A 16442-nucleotide genomic window follows, 5' to 3' on the forward strand; every position below is an offset into this window, starting at 1 on the left:
CCGCGCTCGCGATCGCCGCTAATAGCGGTGCTGGGCCATGCGCGGCGGCCCCTGCCCGCCGTCGCCGTCGTCCGACACCAACGCGGGCACCATTTCACTGGTCACCAAGCCCTCGCTGCTGGTCAATTCGTCGATGACATCGAAAGATCCGGCGATGTTGGCCGGGGTGTCGATCACCACGGTGACGACGGGTACCCGCCGGCTCAGCGAGAACAATCCGTCGCCGTGGGGCGGGTGATCGCCGTGAAAGCCCCAGACGCCGCGTAGGACGGTGGCGCCGTCCGCCATTTTGGCCTGACGCAGCCGCTGGACGATCGCGCGGTGGATCGGCATGCCGCCGTGGTGCGCCGACTCGGAGGTGTAGACGGTCAGCTGCTGAAACAGGGGCAAGCCGCGTTCGTCCACCCCGGGCAGGGCGTGCGGCCGCTCCAGCAGTTCGCCGTCGCGCTTGCACACGCGGATCCGTTCGAGCGTGAACAGGGGCTTGCGCAGCAGCGCAGCGATTTCCGGCAACACCCGACCGATACGCTCACCGGAACCGACGACCACGATCATCATCGGAACGTCGGTGTTGCGGCCAAAGAAGTTGGCGCGCTGGCGTTCTCCGTGCGCGACACCGTCCACGCCCAGCAGCACCGTGGCACCGTCGAGGCCGCGCCGGTGCATCAAATCACAGAGCGCGATGTAGGCCGGCGTCCCGTTGACGCGTTGCTTGCGGCCGACGTAAATCGTCAGCTTGACGGCGTCGCCCAGATCCTCGGGCAGCGCCGGGGAGCCGATGTCTTCGTGTAGCAGTCGCGCACGCTCCAAGGTGACCAATCCGCGTTGTTTGATGGTCAGCACCGGGTCGAGCAAGGCCTCGATCTTCTTTCTGGTGTCGACCGCGATGATCGCCACGGGCGGATCCTCGGACAAGGTCAAGGACTCATCGGTGCGCAGGTAGTGCCCGGTGCCGAACCCGCCGATACCGCGCAGCAGCACGCCACAGGCAACACGGTGCTGGGCGTACAGGCCGAGCAGCACATCGGAGACAAAGCTGTTCCCGGTCCGCCTCCGCTCGGCCAGATAGGTCGTGAGCTTCAGGCAATCGTCGTCCACGGCCGCTCCTGTCGCCTTGCGGCGAGCCTACCGCTCGCAGACATCAAGTGTCGCAGGGACGTTCGAAGCCAGTGGGCTACCTCATCGCAGCGGTTCGGTAGCTACCCCGTAGCGGTCCTGATAGGCGCCCACCCGCTCGCGGACCTCGCCGGCGTTCAGCCCGGTGTCCGACCAGGTGTAACGGCTGCGTCCGCCGTCTGAGGGATGGGAAGCGAGAAATTCGCGCATCTTGCGTTCGGCGTCGGGCCGCAGCTCGCGGTCCAGCCGCTGGTAGATGTCTTTGATCGTGGTCCACGGATCGGTCATGAAGTCGGCGTACCGCACATCGATCACACGGCCCGTGGGCACGGCGCCGCTGTCGCGCAACGCCATCTCGCGATCCAGGCCGATGACGATCTCCTCGTAGGACTGGGCCGCACACTCGGCGATGCTGGATTCGTCGCTGCACATCCGTCGCAGGTGATGGGTGAGCGCGGCGATCGACGAGATGACGTTGACCGGATCGCGGTGCGTCTGCACGATCAGCGCGTCCGGATATTCGGCCAGCAAATGGTCAAGCTGCCACAGGTGCGCGGGAGATTTCAGTAACCACCGGCCGGGCACACCGGACTGTAAGTGTTGCAAGAAGATTCGGTGAAAACGATATGCACCGGCGTGGTCCGCCTCATACAGCAGCCAACGGTAGTAGCCCGGCAACCGATACTGCACCGAAAAGATCATGCTGACGAACTCGGCCGCGGTGATACGCACGCACTCCTGCCCGACCAGGGCACCCATCGGATGAAAAGCCAAGAAGCCGGGCATGATTTGTTCGGACATGTCGATGCTGGCCTGTATCTGGGCGATGCGCGGATCGTCGTGGTACGTCTCGGGCTGCGGGACCGGACAGGGCTCGTCGACCTCCCAGGTGAGCGGGGCGCGCAGCTCGGGGTCCTGGGCGAGCAGGTCGTAGAGGATCGTGGTCCCGGTCCGCGGCTGGCCGACGATGAAGATCGGCGCCGTGATCGCCTGGCCGGCGACCTCGGGATGCTGCTTGCGCCAAGCGGTTACGCCGAGCCGGTTCTTCAGGGCTCGCATGATGTCGAGGTGGGCGATCTCGACGCCGATGTCGGAGAGCCGCGCATCGTTGATCAGCCCGTCGGTCAGACGGTGCAGGCCGGGACGCCAGCCCTCGGCGCCGAAGTCGTCGCTGCCGGCTTCCTCGCAGGCCGCTGCTATCAGTCGTTCCGGGGCGAATCGGTCTCGCAGTGGCATTACCGCTCCTGTCCGTGGCGCACCGTCACCGTGACTTCGGGTGGGCTTGGGTTGTCCAGCCAGCGCAGGACGATGAAGCCGCGATGACGGCCGCCGGTGTCGAGCCAATGGCCAAACCCGAAGTCTTGCGCGGAGATTGCGATCCGCACCCGCCCGTCGGCGTCGGGCCGAACGCCGCGATTCGTCACCGAGCTGTGCCGGCGGCGGGGCTCCAGGCATTCGTGCCAGATGCTTTCCAGCGTGACATTCCAGTACCGCGTGTCGGGCGGCGCGATGTCGAGGACGAGGGCCTGGCCGGGCTCGAGCCGAAAGGTTCCCATCATGTAGAGGTTGTCGGGCGTGGTGTCGGCCGCGCCCAGATCGGCGGCCTGGGCCGTCAGCAACGTGTTCGGGGTTTCCAGGAGTTCCGGCTTGATGGTGCGGTGCAGGGTCGTGAGCTTCATCAACGACCACGCCATCGCGGTGAACTGATCGGCGAGCTCGTCGTCGGTCAGCGTCGTCAGCGGCCCGGGGTCGAGCGCCTCGATGTGCAGCGCGGCCAATTCCTCGCCGGCCCGGTCACCGATGTACTCCCGAACCACCACTGACGAGGCGTCAGCGGGGATCTTCACCCACTGCGCGCCGGCCAGATCGGGCGGCTCGTCGGCGGAGAGCACGAGCGCGAAGTCGCCCGAGTTCAGCGCCAGGTCGGTGTCGCTGACGTAAGCCGCCATCCGCCGCGGGGTCAGCCCGGTGCCGGCCAGGACCTGAAAGCCGAGGTAGGCGCTGGTGCCACGGGAACCGGTGATCCGGTAGCGGCGGTCCCCGCGGATCATCGTCAGGTAGTAGTTGCCATCGGGATTGGGGCCGCCGACCATCCGGTTGTCCGAACACATATCGAAGAACGACGGCTGTTCGGGGTCGGCCTCGACCGACATCTGTGCACACAGCGAGGACACCCGGGCCACCATCCGCAACCCTTCGGCCAGTTCCCGCTCGGACTCGGCGTCCTCGGCCACGATCTTGGTGACGTCGGTGAGCATCTGCTGGAAGAACGACAGCGCGGCCCGCGCCTTCGGCGCGGTCTGATCGGACGGATCACCAGTCTGAGACATCGTCTCATGCTAAGACTATGTCTTAGGGCTTTGGTGTCGATTCGCGAGAACAGGGTGGGGCATGTCTGGTTCAGCACCGGCTTCGGTGCCTGCTCCCGTGCCTGCGACGTCGCTGGCCGAGCGGAAGAGGGCGGCGATGCGTCAGCGCATTGCCACCGCCGCCGCCCAGTTGGTCGCCGGCCGGGGGCTCGCGGGGGCGACCGTGGATCGCATCGCCGACGCCGCCGATATCGGCCGGGCGACGTTCTTCCGCTACTTCAATTCCAAGGAAGACGCCGTGGCCGAGGGCATGAACGCCCACTGGCTGAACCGGATCACCGCGGCCCTCGCGGCGCAACCACCGGAACTGACGGCCCTCGAGGCGGTCATCGGCGCCTTCGGTGAACTCGGTCACGGCTTCGCCGGGATCGAAAATCAGATCCGCGAATTGGCCACGCTGACAAGGTCATCCGAGACGCTGGACGCGTGGACGCTGCACATCTACGTACGCTATGAGGTGGCGATCGCCGAGCTCGTCGCGCCGCGGATGCCGCGGCTGACCGCGCAGGACCCGCGGCCGCGCCTGATCGGTGCGCTGGCGATGGCGGCCGTGCGCATCGCCCTGGACGACTGGCTGAGCCACGGCGGCTCACTGCCCGACCGGGTCAGCCGGGGCCTGGCCGCGATTGCGGTCCGGTGACCGGCGGCGGTCAGCTTCCGGTGAGGGCATCCACGATGAGGCGGGTGGTCCGTTCGGCCCGCCGTCGTGAGTAGTGCTGCGCGCCAGACAGGATCGGATAGACCACGCCACCGACGATGGCATCCGCCGCCGACTCGGCGGTGCCCGTATCGATGCCGTCGGCAAGCAGCCGGGCCCGCACGCGGTCGTGCAGCGGCGCACTGAATCCGGCACGCAGCTTGACGGCGGTGTCCTCATGTTCCATGCAGGCGACGGTCAGCGTTCGCAGCATCGCCGAGCCGCGCGGTGTTGTCAGGCTGGTGAACAGCTTGCCCACCCAGCCCACCAGGTCGGCGGTGAGACTGCCGCTGTGGTTGACCGACGAGAGAAGCTTGTCGGCGTCTTCGAGCATGACGTCGGCGACCAGCGCGGGACGGGTTGGCCACCAGCGGTAGATGGTTTGCTTGCCCACACCGGCGCGCGCGGCGACCGCCTCGATGGTCAGCCCGTCGAACCCGCGCTCGAGCAGCAGTTCGCGCGTGGCGGTGACGATCGCCGTGCGGGACTTTTCGCTGCGACGCCGGGGGGAGTTCGCCGGCGTGCTCACCTGGGTGAGATCGCTTGGCATCTGGTGGTCCTCACTGCTGCGCTGGCCCGCTTTACATATCCTGACTACCCCCGGTAGTCTGCCACACGACGAGACGGTCCGTCTCGTCAACGCGGTGATCGCAAGCGCGGTGAAGCCGGGCGCAGCGGGTCGTCGCCATCGAAGTGGCGGTGATCGCAAGCGCGGTGAAGCCGGGCGCAGCGGGTCGTCGCCATCGGAGTCGGAAGGGTAGCAGTCAGTGCGGCCAACGTCAGCCATCTCTCGGCCGCCCGCATGACCCTGGGACTGAGCCCGGAGCAACAGGAGCTCAGCGACGCCGTCGGGCAGTTCGCCGCCCGGAACGCTCCCATCGCGGCCACGCGTGACGGCTTCGACGAGCTCGCGGCGGGCCGTGTTCCCGGATGGTGGGATGCGCTGGTCACCAATGGGTTTCATGCCGTGCATCTGCCGGAGGACCTCGGCGGCCAGGGCGGACGTCTGATCGACGCCGCGTGCGTGCTGGAGTCGGCGGGCAAGTCGCTGTTACCCGGTCCGCTGCTGCCGACGGTGGCCGCGGGCGCGGTCGCGTTGCTCGCCGATCCGGCACCGGGCGCGCAATCGCTGGTACGCGACCTCGCGGCGGGCATGACCGCCGCGGTGGTGCTTCCGGGTGACGGCGATCTGCACGCCCGGGCCCAGGGCGGCGGATGGCTGATCAGCGGTGCATCGGAGGTCACCGCGGGCGTGTGCGCGGCGCGGATGATCCTGGTCGGTGCGCGGACCCAGGACGGCGAGGTCGTCTGGGCGGCGGTCGACACCCAAAAGCCCACGGTGACGGCCGAACCCGTCGCCGGCACCGACCTCGTCGCCGATACCGGGATCCTGCGCCTCGACAACTACAGCGCGACCGACTCCGAAGTGCTCACCGGCATCGACCCCGAACGTGCCCGCTGCGTACTCGTGGGACTCGTCGCCAGTGTGACCGCCGGCATCGTCCAGTGGTGCCTGCAGGCCGCCGCAGCCCACCTGCGCAGCCGCGAGCAATTCGGCAAGGTGATCGGCACGTTCCAGGCGTTGCAACACAGTGCGGCAATGCTGTTGGTCAACAGCGAGTTGGCCACCGCGGCCGCCTGGGACGCGGTGCGCGCCGTCGACGAATCACTCGAACAGCACCGGATGGCCGCCGCCGGCGCGGCCGTGATCGCCATCTCGCCGGCCCCGGATCTGGTGCTCGACGCGCTGACGATGCTCGGCGCCATCGGTTTCACCTGGGAACACGACGTGCACCTGTATTGGCGGCGGGCCATCAGTCTGGCGGGATCGATAGGTCCGGCGAACCGCTGGGCGCGACGGCTGGGGGAGCTCACGTGCACCCAGACGCGCGACATGTCGGTGAATCTCGGCGACGCGGAACCCGAATTCCGTTCCTGGGTGGCCGAGACGCTCGATGCGGCCCTGCAGTTGCGCAACGACAAACCCGCACCGCACGGCGATTATGAGCACCTCGCCACCGGGCCGCAACGCACGTTGATCGCCGACGCCGGTCTCATGGCGCCGCACTGGCCGGCGCCGTGGGGCGTCGATGCGGATCCGTTGAAACAGCTCATCATCGACGAGGAGTTCGCCAAGCGACCCGCTCTGGTCCGGCCCTCGCTGAACATCGCCGAATGGATCCTGCCCTCGGTGTTGGCCGCCGCACCAAAAGATCTACAGGAGCGGCTGATCCCGGCGACGCAACGCGGCGACATCCTGTGGTGCCAGCTGTTCAGTGAGCCGGGAGCCGGCTCCGACCTCGCGTCGCTGGCCACCCGCGCGACCAAGGTCGATGGCGGCTGGCGGATCAACGGCCACAAGATCTGGACGTCGTTGGCCCAATACGCCGATCTGGGTGCGTTACTCGCGCGCACCGACCCCGAAGCCAGCAAGCACCGCGGTATCGGCTATTTCATCCTCGATATGCGGTCCCCCGGGGTGGAGATCCAGCCGATCAAGACGGCGACCGGTCAGGCGCACTTCAACGAGGTCTTCCTCAACGACGTCTTCGTTCCCGACGAGATGCTGCTGGGCGGCCCGACCGATGGTTGGAGCCTCGCGATCGCCACGATGGCCGAAGAGCGTTCGGCCATAAGCGGATACGTCAAGTTCGACCGTGCCGTTGCGCTGCGGCACCTCGCGTCGAAACCCGGGCCGGACCGCGACGACGCGCTACTCGAACTCGGCAAGCTCGACGCCTACACGAACGCGATCAGGGCGCTCGGGGTGCGGGAAACCATCCGGCTGCTCGACGGCCAGGCATCCGGCCCGGCGTCCAGCATCGCCAAGGTCGCGATGAACGTGCTGCTGCGCCGCACCTTCCAGGCCACGTTGCAGCTGACCGGGCAGGTCGCGATGGTCGACGACCCCGACACCGCGGTCGTCGAACCCTATCTGCATCTTCCCGCCGAGCTGATCGGCGGCGGAACGAGGGAGATTCAGCTCAACATCATCGCGCAGATGATCCTCGGATTACCCCGAAAGTAGGACAGCTCATGGGATTACGCGGAGAAGCCGCGATCGTCGGATACGTGGAGCTCCCGCCCGAGCGGCTCAACAAGGCCTCACCCGCGCCGTTCGCCATCGAACAGTGGGCGGAACTCGGCGCCGCCGCACTCGCCGATGCGGGGCTACCCTTCGAGCTTGTCGACGGCATTGCGGCGTCACACCTCGCCGAATCGGAGATCTTCGTCCCCTCCACCATCGCCGAATACCTCGGAGTGGGAGCGAGATTCGCCGAACACGTCGATCTGGGCGGGGCGAGCGCCGCGGCCATGGTGTGGCGCGCGGCCGCGGCCGTCGAGCTCGGCATCTGCGACGCCGTGTTGTGCGCGCTGCCGGCCCGGTACATCACCCCGATGTCGCCGAGAAAGCCCAGATCGCTGGGTGACGCATTGTATTTCGGGTCGTCGAGCAATCAATACGGTTCTCCCCAGGCCGAATTCGAAATTCCGTACGGCAACCTCGGCCAGAACGGACCGTACGGCCAGGTGGCTCAGCGTTACGCCGCGGTCTACGGCTACGACGAGCGGGCGATGGCCAAGATCGTCGTCGACCAGCGCACCAATGCCAATCACACCGAAGGCGCGATCTGGAAGGACAAGCCGCTGACAATCGACGACGTCCTGGCCAGCCCGGTCATCGCCGACCCGCTGCACATGCTGGAGATCGTCATGCCGTGCGTGGGGGGCGCCGCCGTCGTGGTCGCCAGCGCCGACGTCGCCAAGCGCTCGCGCAATAGGCCGGTGTGGATCAAGGGCTTTGGCGAACACGTGCCGTTCAAGACTCCGACCTACGCCGAGGATCTGCTGCACACCCCGATCGCTGCCGCCGCCGACACGGCGTTCGCCATGACCGATCTGAGCCGCGACCAGATGGACATGGTCTCGATCTATGACTGCTACACCATCACCGTGCTGCTCTCGCTGGAAGATGCCGGGTTCTGCGAGAAGGGCAAGGGGATGGAATTCGTCGCCGGCCATGACCTCACCTTCCGCGGCGACTTCCCGCTCAATACCGCCGGCGGCCAATTGGGTTTTGGCCAAGCGGGTTTGGCGGGGGGCATGCACCACGTTTGCGATGCCACCCGCCAGATCATGGGCCGCGCCGGAGCCGCGCAGGTCGGCGACTGTCACCGCGCGTTCGTGTCCGGCAACGGCGGCATCCTGTCCGAACAGACCACCCTCATCCTCGAGGGAGACTGATCACCCGTGACCACCTTCGAGCGGCCGATGCCCGTCAAAACACCCACCAGCGCGCCGTTTTGGGATGCGCTCGCCGAGCATCGCATCGTCATCCAGTATTCACCGTCGCTGCAGGCGTATGTCTTCTACCCGCGCGTGCGCGCGCCGCGCACCCTGGCCGACGATCTGGAATGGCGCGCGATCTCCGGGATGGGGACGCTGTACTCCTACACGGTGGCCCACCGCCCGGTCAGCCCGCATTTCGCCGACGCCGTGCCGCAGCTGCTCGCCATCGTCGAATGGGACGAGGGGCCAAGGTTTTCCACCGAGATGGTCAATGTCGACCCGGCCCGCCTCACGGTGGGGATGCGGGTGAAGCCGGTGTTCTGTGACTATCCGGAGCACGACGTCACACTGCTGCGTTACGAGCCCGCCGACTGACGCTCAGGTTGACGACCGCACCACGAGATGGGCGATGTCCGTCAGCTCGGGCGAGGGCGGGGCGGGTTGCCCCAACCGGTCGAAGACGGCGGCAAGCGCAGCGTCGGCGACCGCGGAGGGATCGAATTGAACGGTGGTCAGCGGTGGCGTGCTGACCATGCCCATCGGGCTGGCGTCGACGCCCATCACCGCGAGGTCGCTGGGGCAGCGCAGCCGCGCCTGATGGATGCCGTAGAGGACGAGACAGGCGATCTCGTCGCTTTGGGCGCAGACGGCGGTCACCCCGTCGCCGACCCACCCGGTGACCACGTCGGCGGCGTTGTCCAGCGTGACCTGATCGACCCGCACGGGCGGGAGGTCGCGCAACTGCGCCGCCCGTGAAACACCCTCGAACCAGTAGTCGCCGAGCGGCCGCCATCGGGCAATCCCGGTGTAGGCGAACGCGATCCGTCGATGACCGCGCTCGACGAGGTGCTCGACGCGCATTTCGCCGACCGAAAGGTGCGGGTTCTTGAGCGCGGGCAGCGTCCCGATCTCGATGTGCGGGATGCCGGCTTTGGTCACCGCTTGACGGGCGGCGGCGCTCAGCGGGAACAGGCTGGTGATCGCGACCGGGTCCAGGTTCTCGATCGCGTCGACCACATGACGATCGTCGTCGGTCTCGAAAATCTGTACCTGAAGCAGACCTTCGCGCGCCAGTGCCGTGGTCATGCGGCTGCCCGCCTGCATCGGCATCTCGCCCACGGCCACATGCGGCACCACGTAGAGCACCACACCGCTCTTGCCGCGCGCGAGGTTGCGGGCGGCGAGGTTGGGCCGGTAACCCAGGAGTTTGGCCGCCCGGTTGACGGCATCCCGGGTTTCGGGGGAGATCCGGCGACCCTGCGCGTTGTTCAGCACATAGCTGACGGTGGCGGTCGACACGCTGGCCAATCGGGCCACGTCGGCGGTGGTCGGACGCGCAGCTTTGTTGGTGCTCAACTTCCGTTACCTTCCGGCCCGGTCATGCTCCATGGTGGCATGCGAGGCCAACGCGCACCGCACGATGCCTTGCGGCGTTGCCACGATGATGGACTATTAGTCCACATACGTTGCCAGGGTGCCGCCCCGCCATTCGGGGCGCTGGCACTTCAAACCAATGCCCCTGTGCCATTGGAACACAGCACAAGCACCAGGATGCGCGGCCAAGCCAAAACGCCGCGCGACCGTTGACACTGTGACGAACACCATTATCTACTAGTCACTATAAATTGAGCGAGGAGCGCGGCATGAACAAGGACGATCTGATCCTGATCAGCGTGGATGATCACATCGCCGAGCCGGCCGACATGTTCGACGCCCACGTTCCCGCCAGATACAAGGACCGCGCCCCGCGGGTGGTCCTCGAACCCGACGGCATCCAGCAGTGGTACTACGGCGAGGTCCGCGGCCGAAACATGGGGCTGAACGCCGTGGCCGGCAAGCCGCGCGAGATGTACAACATCGACGCCTCGCGCTACGACGAGATGCGGCCGGGCTGCTTCAACGTCGACGAGCGGGTCCGCGACATGAACGCCGGCGGCCAGCTGGCGGGGTTGAACTTTCCGAACTTCACCGGCTTTTCCGGCCAGGTGCTCAACCAGGGCCCCGACCGCGACGTCAACCTGGTGATGATCAAGGCCTACAACGACTGGCACGTCGACGAATGGTGCGGGGCGTATCCGGGCCGGTTCATCCCGTGCGGCATCCTGCCGCTGTTCGATGTGGCCGAGGCCGCCAAGGAGGTCAAACGCCTGGCCGACAAGGGTTGTCACGCCGTCACGTTCTCGGAGAACCCAGAGGCGTTGCAGATGCCCAGCATTCACACCAAGTACTGGTATCCGCTGTTCGAAGCCGTGTGCGAGAACAACACGGTGCTGTGCACCCATGTGGGCTCCGCCTCGCGCTCGCCGCAGGTGTCGACGGATGCACCGCCGAGTGTGCAGATGACGGCGTCGTCGATGATGAGCATGTTCACCTTCACCGAACTGATCTGGGCTGAGTTCTGGGCGGACTTCCCGCAACTGAAGTTCTCGCTCACCGAGGGCGACGTCGGATGGATGCCGTACTTCCTCTGGCGCGCCGAGCACGTCTACAACCGACACTCGGGGTGGACACTGGCGACCTTCCCGCCGGGTTACAGTGGCCCCACCGATGTGTTCAAGCGACACTTCTATACCTGCTTCATCAGCGACAAGGTCGGCGTACACAACATGGATTGGTTCAACGAGGACATGCTGTGCTGGGAGTCCGACTTCCCGCACTCCGACAGCAACTGGCCGTTCGCGCCGGAGGACATCATCACCACCATGGGCCATCTCGACGACCGGGTCATCGACAAGATCACCCACGAAAACGCCATGGCCGCATACTCATTCGATCCGTTCCGGCACATCTCTAAGGAGCAGGCGCGGGCCGGCCAGCTGCGCGCCCAGGCCACCGATGTCGACGTGGTCACCTACGTCGGGCGCCAAGCCAGCCAGCGTGACCGGGACGCGTGGACCCGGATGACGCAGTTCGCCCTGCAGGCCGGAGCCGCCGCGCCGGTCACGGCGGAGGCGGTCGGTATCGCCGGGCGCGTCACCACCCTGGGCAACTGAGCGTGGGGGCCCAGCCGCCGTTCGCGGACTGGCGCGTGCTGGAGTTGTGCAACGGCCTGGCGGCGTCCTATTGCGGCAAGATGTTCGCCGACGCCGGCGCCGACGTGGTCAAAATCGAAGCGACGCGGGGTGATTCACTGCGAGGCTGGTCGGCCGGGGGTCCGCCCGGAGCGTTGTTCGGATATCTGGCCGCGGGCAAGAAGTCGGTGGTCAACCGCGGCCAGGCCGAGATCGCGTCGCTGCTGGCCGGCGCCGATATCGTGCTCACCGACCTGACCGACGGATGGACGCTCGACGACATCACCGCGTACGTCGCGGCCTCGGCGGTGGTAGTGGCCGTGACACCGTTCGGCACCACCGGCCCCTACGTCGAAAGCCAGTTGGCGGCCAACGAATTCATCCTGCAGGCGTTGTGCGGGTCGATCGCCGGACGGGGCTGGCCGGACGACGAGCCGGTACAAGCCGGCGGCCGGCTTGGCGAATGGCTGGCGGGCACATTCGCCGCGGCGGCCGCCGCGGCCACGGCCCGGCACGCCGCCCGAACCGGCAGTGGCCAGGTCATCGACGTCTCGACATACGAGGCCATGGTGATCGCCATGGGCGGGCTGTCCGCGATGTCCGCCAGCGTGCTGGGCGCCGATTCGCTGCTGCACGAACGCAGTTTGGAACTGCCGTCGATCGTCCCCACCGCCGACGGCATGGTCGGCTTCTGCACCATCACCGCGCAGCAGTTCCAGGATTTCCTGGTGATGATCGACCGCGCCGACCTGGTCGACGACGCCGAGCTGGCGTCCTTTGCCGGCCGGGCCGAGCGCCGCGACGAGTTCCTGGGCATGGTCACCGCATGGACCCGGAGCCGAACCACCCAGGAGATCGTCGAACTCGCGGTGGCATTCCGGATCCCGGTGGCCCCCATAGCGTCTCCGGAGATGCTGCCCAAAGTGGACCACTTCGTGGAACGCGGCGTGTTCGTCGAATCACCAGCCGGGGTGCTGGCGCCGCGGGTACCGTATCGCAGCGACGCGATAGCGACCAGGGCGCCCGAAGAGCCGCCAGCACTCGGCGCCGACAACGGACGGTTGCAGTGGCCCGCACGACCCGAGCCGCCCCGAAGCGCCGACGTCGACGCCCTTCCGTTGTCCGACGTGCGGGTCACCGACTTCACCGCGTTCTGGGCGGGCCCGGTCGCCACCCAACTGCTCGGCGCCCTGGGCGCCGACGTGATCAAGATCGAGGGAGTGCGACGGCCCGACGGCATGCGGTTCTCCGCGGGCCGCCCGCCCGACTGGGATCAGTGGTGGGAGTGGGGCCCGGTATTCCTGTGCAGCAACAACAACAAGCGCGGCGTCAGTATCGATCTCGGTACCGACGCCGGGCGGTCCCTCGCGTTGGAGCTCATCGCCGCAAGCGATCTCGTCATCGAGAACTTCTCGCCCAGGGTGATGGCGAACTTCGGCCTGGAATGGGACGCGGTGCGCGCGGCCAACCCGCAGGCGATCATGGTGCGGATGCCCGCGTTCGGCCTCGATGGTCCCTGGCGCGACCGCGTCGGCTTCGCGCAGACGATGGAGCAGGCGACGGGCATGGCGTGGATGACCGGGCACGCCGACGGTCCGCCGGTGATTCCCCGCGGGGTGTGCGACCCGATCGCGGGTCTGCACGCCGCTTTCGCCGCCGTGGCGGCGCTGGTGATCCGCGACCGCGGGGGCGCCGGAATGCAGGTGGAATCGACCATGGTCGAGGCCGCGCTCAACGTGGCGGCCGAAATGCTGGTCGAGTATTCGCGCAACGGGATCGTGATGCGCCGCAACGGAAACCGCGGGCCCGGCGCCGAGACCCAGGGTGTGTACCGGTGCCGCGGCGACGACGAATGGGTCGCGCTCGCCGCGATGGACGCCCCCGCCCGCGCCTCGCTGGCCGGGCTCCTCAACCAACCCGAGCTAACCGGCTCGGACGAGCGGGCCGACGACATCGACAAACTGATCTCCGACTGGGCCGCGGGGCGCTCGGTGACCGAAGCGGTCGACGCGCTGCGTGCGGCGGGCGTGGCCGCCGCACGGGTCACCCCGGCCGCGGCGCTGCTGACCGACCCGCACCTGCACGCCCGGGGTTTCTGGGAGACGGTCGACCATCCCGTCGCGGGCTCTTTCCTGTGCACCGGAATGCCTTTCGCGTTCCTCGGCCAGCCGCGGCGCTGGGTTCGGCGGGTGCCGCCGCTCTACGGTCAGCACACCGGTGAGGTCCTCACCGAGATTCTCGGGCACAGCGAACGGGATCTGGCCGATTTGCGGCGGTCGGGCACCATCAGCGACCGGCCGGCGGGCCTGTGACATGGCGGTCAGCCTGTGCGTTCCGCCCCGCGCCGGGGAGCTGTGCGCACCGGTGCGCTTCCTGGTGCGTCAGGACTCCGTGGTGATGGAGCTGACCGCCCGCCACCGCATCACCAGCGTCGAATGGGACGAGGACGAACGCGCGGTGGCGATGGTCGTCGAGATCACCGACCCGCAAACGGCGCGGCCCGTCGATGTGCGGATCGATGTCGTGGAAGCGGCGGCGGACGTCGGCCACTCCGATGTGCACACCACCATGATCGGCACCATCACCCGCGATGGCCGGCGATACGAGGTTAGGGGCACCTACCTGGGTGTCGTGGCGGACGAAAACTGAACGGCGGCAGAAGAAATGGAGCCTCAGTGACAGTGGCGAAGCGAAGAGCGGCGATCGTCGGTGTGCACAACACCCGCCAAGGGCGGCGCCTGGACGACGAAACGTCGCGCGGCCTGGCGATCAAGGCGATTCTGGGCGCGCTCGACGACGCCGGTCTCTCGCTCGACGACGTCGACGGCATCAGCGCGAGCCCGCACTCGACCTCGCTGATCTACGACCTGCGTCTCGGGCCGGCCTGGCAGGGCCTGGCTTTCGGCGTCGGCATGATCACCGAGGCGGTCACCGCCATCGAGCACGGCATGGCCGACGTAGTGGTGCTGGTCGCCGCCCAGGCCGGCGAATACCGCGACCACGAGGCCACCGCGCCCTGGACCCGACCCGAAAACGAATTCGTCGCGCCCTGGGGCATGTTCACCACCGCCGAGTTCGCGCTCATCGCGCGACGCCACATGCACGTCTATGGCACGACACGCGAACAGCTTTCGATCGTCGCGGCGACCATCCGCAACAACGGGTCACGCAATCCCGAAGCCGTCTACTACCAACGCGGGCCCTTCGCGCCGGACGACATCACCGCGTCGCGCCCCATCGCCGACCCGTTCCATCTCCTGGACTGCGCGACCACGTCCGAAGGCGGGTGTGCCCTCGTCGTCGCCAACGTCAACGCCGTCGACTTCAAGAGCCAACCCATCTACGTCCTGGGCAGCGGCGCGGACTTTCACGGCCCGTCGTATCAGCATCCCCCGGCGTACGACCTCGCCGGGCGGCGCGGCGACCACGTGAACGGTGTCGTGGGCCGGCGGGCGGCTGAGCGCGCGTTCGATCACGCCGGGCTGCGCCGCGACGACGTCGACGTCCTGGAACTGTACGATCCGTTCTCCTTCGAAATCATCCGCCAGCTCGAGGCATTCGGCTTCTGCGGCGACGGCGAGGGTGGACCGTTCGTCGCCGACGGCGACATCGCCATCGACGGCAGCCACCCGATCACCACCGACGGGGGAACCATGTCGTTCAGCCACGCGGGTGCCAATCCGCAGATGATGCAACGGGCGACCCGGGCCGTTCAGCAGCTGCGCGGCCAGGCCGGTGAGCTTCAAGTCCCCGATGCGCACATCGCGTTGTGCAGCAACGGGGGAGCGGGGGCCTTGTTCACGACGGTGCTGATTCTGGGAGACGAACCACGGTGACCTCTGATCCATTGCGACCCCAAAACGGGCCGGTCCCACACGCGAGTAGCCATGTCAGCGGGCCGTTCTGGGAGGGATGCCGATCGCGGCAGCTGCGCTACCAGCGTTGCGAGGCGTGCGGTCTCGCGAATTTCCCCCCGGCCGAGCATTGCCGCCAATGCCTGTCGGACGACATCACCTGGCGGCAGGGCAGTGGGCGCGGCGAGATCTATAGCTGGACCGTGGTTTATCGGCCCGTGACGGCGGAGTTCGAACCGCCGTACGCACCGGCGATCATCACGCTGGACGAGGGCTATCAGATGCTGACCAATGTCGTCGGCGTGCCCCCGGAGGACGTCGACGTCGGCCTGCGCGTCCGGGTGCAATTCCACGACGTCGGCCCCGACGTGACGCTTCCGTACTTCACCGCCGACGAGGCCGACAGTTCGTGAGTCCCCGCACCAGCAACGGACTTCCGGCCACCGCCTACCTGGTCCTGGGCGTGCTGGCGGCCAACGACGAGCAACTCACCGCCGGCGAGATCAAGATGCGCGCCGAACTGTCGGTCGGCCACTTCTACTGGTCCCCCTCGGTGAGTCACGTGCGGCGCGAACTGACCCGGCTGCTGGCCCGCGGAATGGTCAGCGAGACCGGCGCCCAATCCGGCAAGCGCGCCATCACCTTGTACGAGACCACCGAGGCGGGACTCGACGCGCTGCGTCGCTGGGTCCAGCACTTCCCGGGCCAGGAGCAAGTGGTTATCAAACACCCCGTCATCCTCAAAACCTGGCTGGCCCGCGGCGAGGATCCCGAGCACGTCCTGGACACCCTGGACCGGCATCTCGACGCGACCCGGGCCCGGCTCGACGAGGCGCTGTGGTCGCGGCAGCGCTCCCACGAACTCGGCATCAGCGAGGACCCGGACCAGCGGTACTCGTTCGCCGTTCTGGACTACGCGATCCGGGGCCTGTACGCGGAGATCTCCAACATCTCCCAGCTGCGTGACGAGATCGCCGGTGGCACAAGCCGCGACCCCGTCAGGCGGGTGCGACGGTCGAAGGGGCAGATCCGCCGTCGGACGCCGCGGAGCCCGGGGTAGCGGTATACGCCGTCCCCCGGGATTCGCGCTCCCACAAGGCTTCCC

General features: G+C 67.5%; 15 protein-coding genes. 10 read left to right on the plus strand and 5 right to left on the minus strand.

Going from position 1 to position 16442, the window contains the following annotated elements; genetic code table 11:
• Positions 1-18 precede the first annotated feature (18 nt).
• The 3 genes from Q0W90_RS06665 to Q0W90_RS06675 all read right to left on the minus strand — a co-directional run bounded on the left by Q0W90_RS06665 (position 19) and on the right by Q0W90_RS06675 (position 3446).
• Positions 19-1098: a DUF190 domain-containing protein gene (locus Q0W90_RS06665; protein ID WP_297700683.1), complete on the minus strand. Its 1080-nt coding sequence runs from the start codon at positions 1096-1098 to the stop codon at positions 19-21.
• A gap of 81 nt (positions 1099-1179) precedes the next feature.
• Complete coding sequence (locus tag Q0W90_RS06670) at positions 1180-2352, minus strand: sulfotransferase (RefSeq protein ID WP_297700685.1); 1173 nt, start codon at positions 2350-2352, stop codon at positions 1180-1182.
• On the minus strand, positions 2352-3446 hold the full coding sequence (locus Q0W90_RS06675; RefSeq protein WP_297700687.1) for a DUF1214 domain-containing protein: 1095 nt from the start codon (positions 3444-3446) through the stop codon (positions 2352-2354). Before Q0W90_RS06675 ends, Q0W90_RS06670 begins: the two co-directional genes overlap by 1 nt.
• A 61-nt stretch (positions 3447-3507) precedes the next feature.
• Between Q0W90_RS06675 and Q0W90_RS06680 the strand changes: the two genes are divergently transcribed.
• Positions 3508-4125: a TetR family transcriptional regulator gene (locus Q0W90_RS06680; protein WP_297773746.1), complete on the plus strand. Its 618-nt coding sequence runs from the start codon at positions 3508-3510 to the stop codon at positions 4123-4125.
• Between the two features lie 10 nt (positions 4126-4135).
• Here the strand turns inward: Q0W90_RS06680 and Q0W90_RS06685 are convergent, their stop codons facing one another.
• Entirely contained in the window at positions 4136-4732 is a 597-nt protein-coding gene (locus Q0W90_RS06685) for a TetR/AcrR family transcriptional regulator (RefSeq protein WP_297598627.1), read from the minus strand.
• A gap of 252 nt (positions 4733-4984) precedes the next feature.
• Between Q0W90_RS06685 and Q0W90_RS06690 the strand changes: the two genes are divergently transcribed.
• The 3 genes from Q0W90_RS06690 to Q0W90_RS06700 are packed head-to-tail and all read left to right on the plus strand — an operon-like array spanning position 4985 to position 8847.
• Positions 4985-7210 carry an acyl-CoA dehydrogenase gene (locus tag Q0W90_RS06690; protein WP_297773751.1) on the plus strand — a complete coding sequence of 742 codons (2226 nt, stop codon included), beginning with the start codon at positions 4985-4987 and terminating at the stop codon, positions 7208-7210.
• Positions 7211-7218: 8 nt separating this feature from the next.
• A complete protein-coding gene (locus Q0W90_RS06695) occupies positions 7219-8427 on the plus strand; it encodes a thiolase family protein (RefSeq protein WP_297598631.1) in 1209 nt (402 codons plus the stop codon).
• Between the two features lie 6 nt (positions 8428-8433).
• A complete protein-coding gene (locus tag Q0W90_RS06700) occupies positions 8434-8847 on the plus strand; it encodes an OB-fold domain-containing protein (protein WP_297773756.1) in 414 nt (137 codons plus the stop codon).
• A 3-nt stretch (positions 8848-8850) separates the two neighbouring features.
• Here Q0W90_RS06700 and Q0W90_RS06705 read toward each other — a convergent pair whose 3' ends face one another.
• On the minus strand, positions 8851-9828 hold the full coding sequence (locus tag Q0W90_RS06705) for a LacI family DNA-binding transcriptional regulator (RefSeq protein ID WP_297598636.1): 978 nt from the start codon (positions 9826-9828) through the stop codon (positions 8851-8853).
• Between the two features lie 287 nt (positions 9829-10115).
• Here Q0W90_RS06705 and Q0W90_RS06710 point away from each other — a divergent pair, with 287 nt between their 5' ends.
• Genes Q0W90_RS06710 through Q0W90_RS06735 form a run of 6 tightly spaced genes read left to right on the plus strand, consistent with a single transcriptional unit; the run spans position 10116 to position 16397 of the window.
• Positions 10116-11465 carry an amidohydrolase family protein gene (locus Q0W90_RS06710; RefSeq protein ID WP_297773761.1) on the plus strand — a complete coding sequence of 450 codons (1350 nt, stop codon included), beginning with the start codon at positions 10116-10118 and terminating at the stop codon, positions 11463-11465.
• A 2-nt stretch (positions 11466-11467) separates the two neighbouring features.
• Positions 11468-13795, plus strand: coding sequence for a CoA transferase (locus Q0W90_RS06715; RefSeq protein ID WP_297773766.1), 2328 nt, complete (start codon positions 11468-11470; stop codon positions 13793-13795).
• Position 13796: 1 nt separating this feature from the next.
• On the plus strand, positions 13797-14132 hold the full coding sequence (locus Q0W90_RS06720; protein ID WP_297598648.1) for a hypothetical protein: 336 nt from the start codon (positions 13797-13799) through the stop codon (positions 14130-14132).
• A gap of 26 nt (positions 14133-14158) precedes the next feature.
• Positions 14159-15319, plus strand: a complete 1161-nt coding sequence (locus Q0W90_RS06725; protein WP_297773768.1) for a thiolase family protein — start codon at positions 14159-14161, stop codon at positions 15317-15319.
• Entirely contained in the window at positions 15316-15750 is a 435-nt protein-coding gene (locus tag Q0W90_RS06730) for an OB-fold domain-containing protein (protein WP_297598652.1), read from the plus strand. Before Q0W90_RS06725 ends, Q0W90_RS06730 begins: the two co-directional genes overlap by 4 nt.
• Positions 15747-16397 (plus strand): MarR family transcriptional regulator, encoded by a 651-nt coding sequence (locus tag Q0W90_RS06735; protein ID WP_297700705.1) that lies wholly within the window; start codon positions 15747-15749, stop codon positions 16395-16397. The genes Q0W90_RS06730 and Q0W90_RS06735 overlap by 4 nt, the downstream gene beginning before the upstream one ends.
• Positions 16398-16442: the final 45 nt, after the last annotated feature.

This window comes from Mycobacterium sp. (assembly GCF_025933915.1).
Classification (GTDB): domain Bacteria; phylum Actinomycetota; class Actinomycetes; order Mycobacteriales; family Mycobacteriaceae; genus Mycobacterium.

Excerpts from the sequence above, each read along its gene's own strand:
- Q0W90_RS06670 (WP_297700685.1), bottom strand. The coding sequence starts at position 2,352 with ATGCCACTGCGAGACCGATTCGCCCCGGAACGACTGATAGCAGCGGCC.
- Q0W90_RS06675 (WP_297700687.1), bottom strand. The coding sequence starts at position 3,446 with ATGTCTCAGACTGGTGATCCGTCCGATCAGACCGCGCCGAAGGCGCGG.
- Q0W90_RS06680 (WP_297773746.1), top strand. The coding sequence starts at position 3,508 with ATGTCTGGTTCAGCACCGGCTTCGGTGCCTGCTCCCGTGCCTGCGACG.
- Q0W90_RS06685 (WP_297598627.1), bottom strand. The coding sequence starts at position 4,732 with ATGCCAAGCGATCTCACCCAGGTGAGCACGCCGGCGAACTCCCCCCGG.
- Q0W90_RS06690 (WP_297773751.1), top strand. The coding sequence starts at position 4,985 with ATGACCCTGGGACTGAGCCCGGAGCAACAGGAGCTCAGCGACGCCGTC.
- Q0W90_RS06695 (WP_297598631.1), top strand. The coding sequence starts at position 7,219 with ATGGGATTACGCGGAGAAGCCGCGATCGTCGGATACGTGGAGCTCCCG.
- Q0W90_RS06710 (WP_297773761.1), top strand. The coding sequence starts at position 10,116 with ATGAACAAGGACGATCTGATCCTGATCAGCGTGGATGATCACATCGCC.
- Q0W90_RS06720 (WP_297598648.1), top strand. The coding sequence starts at position 13,797 with ATGGCGGTCAGCCTGTGCGTTCCGCCCCGCGCCGGGGAGCTGTGCGCA.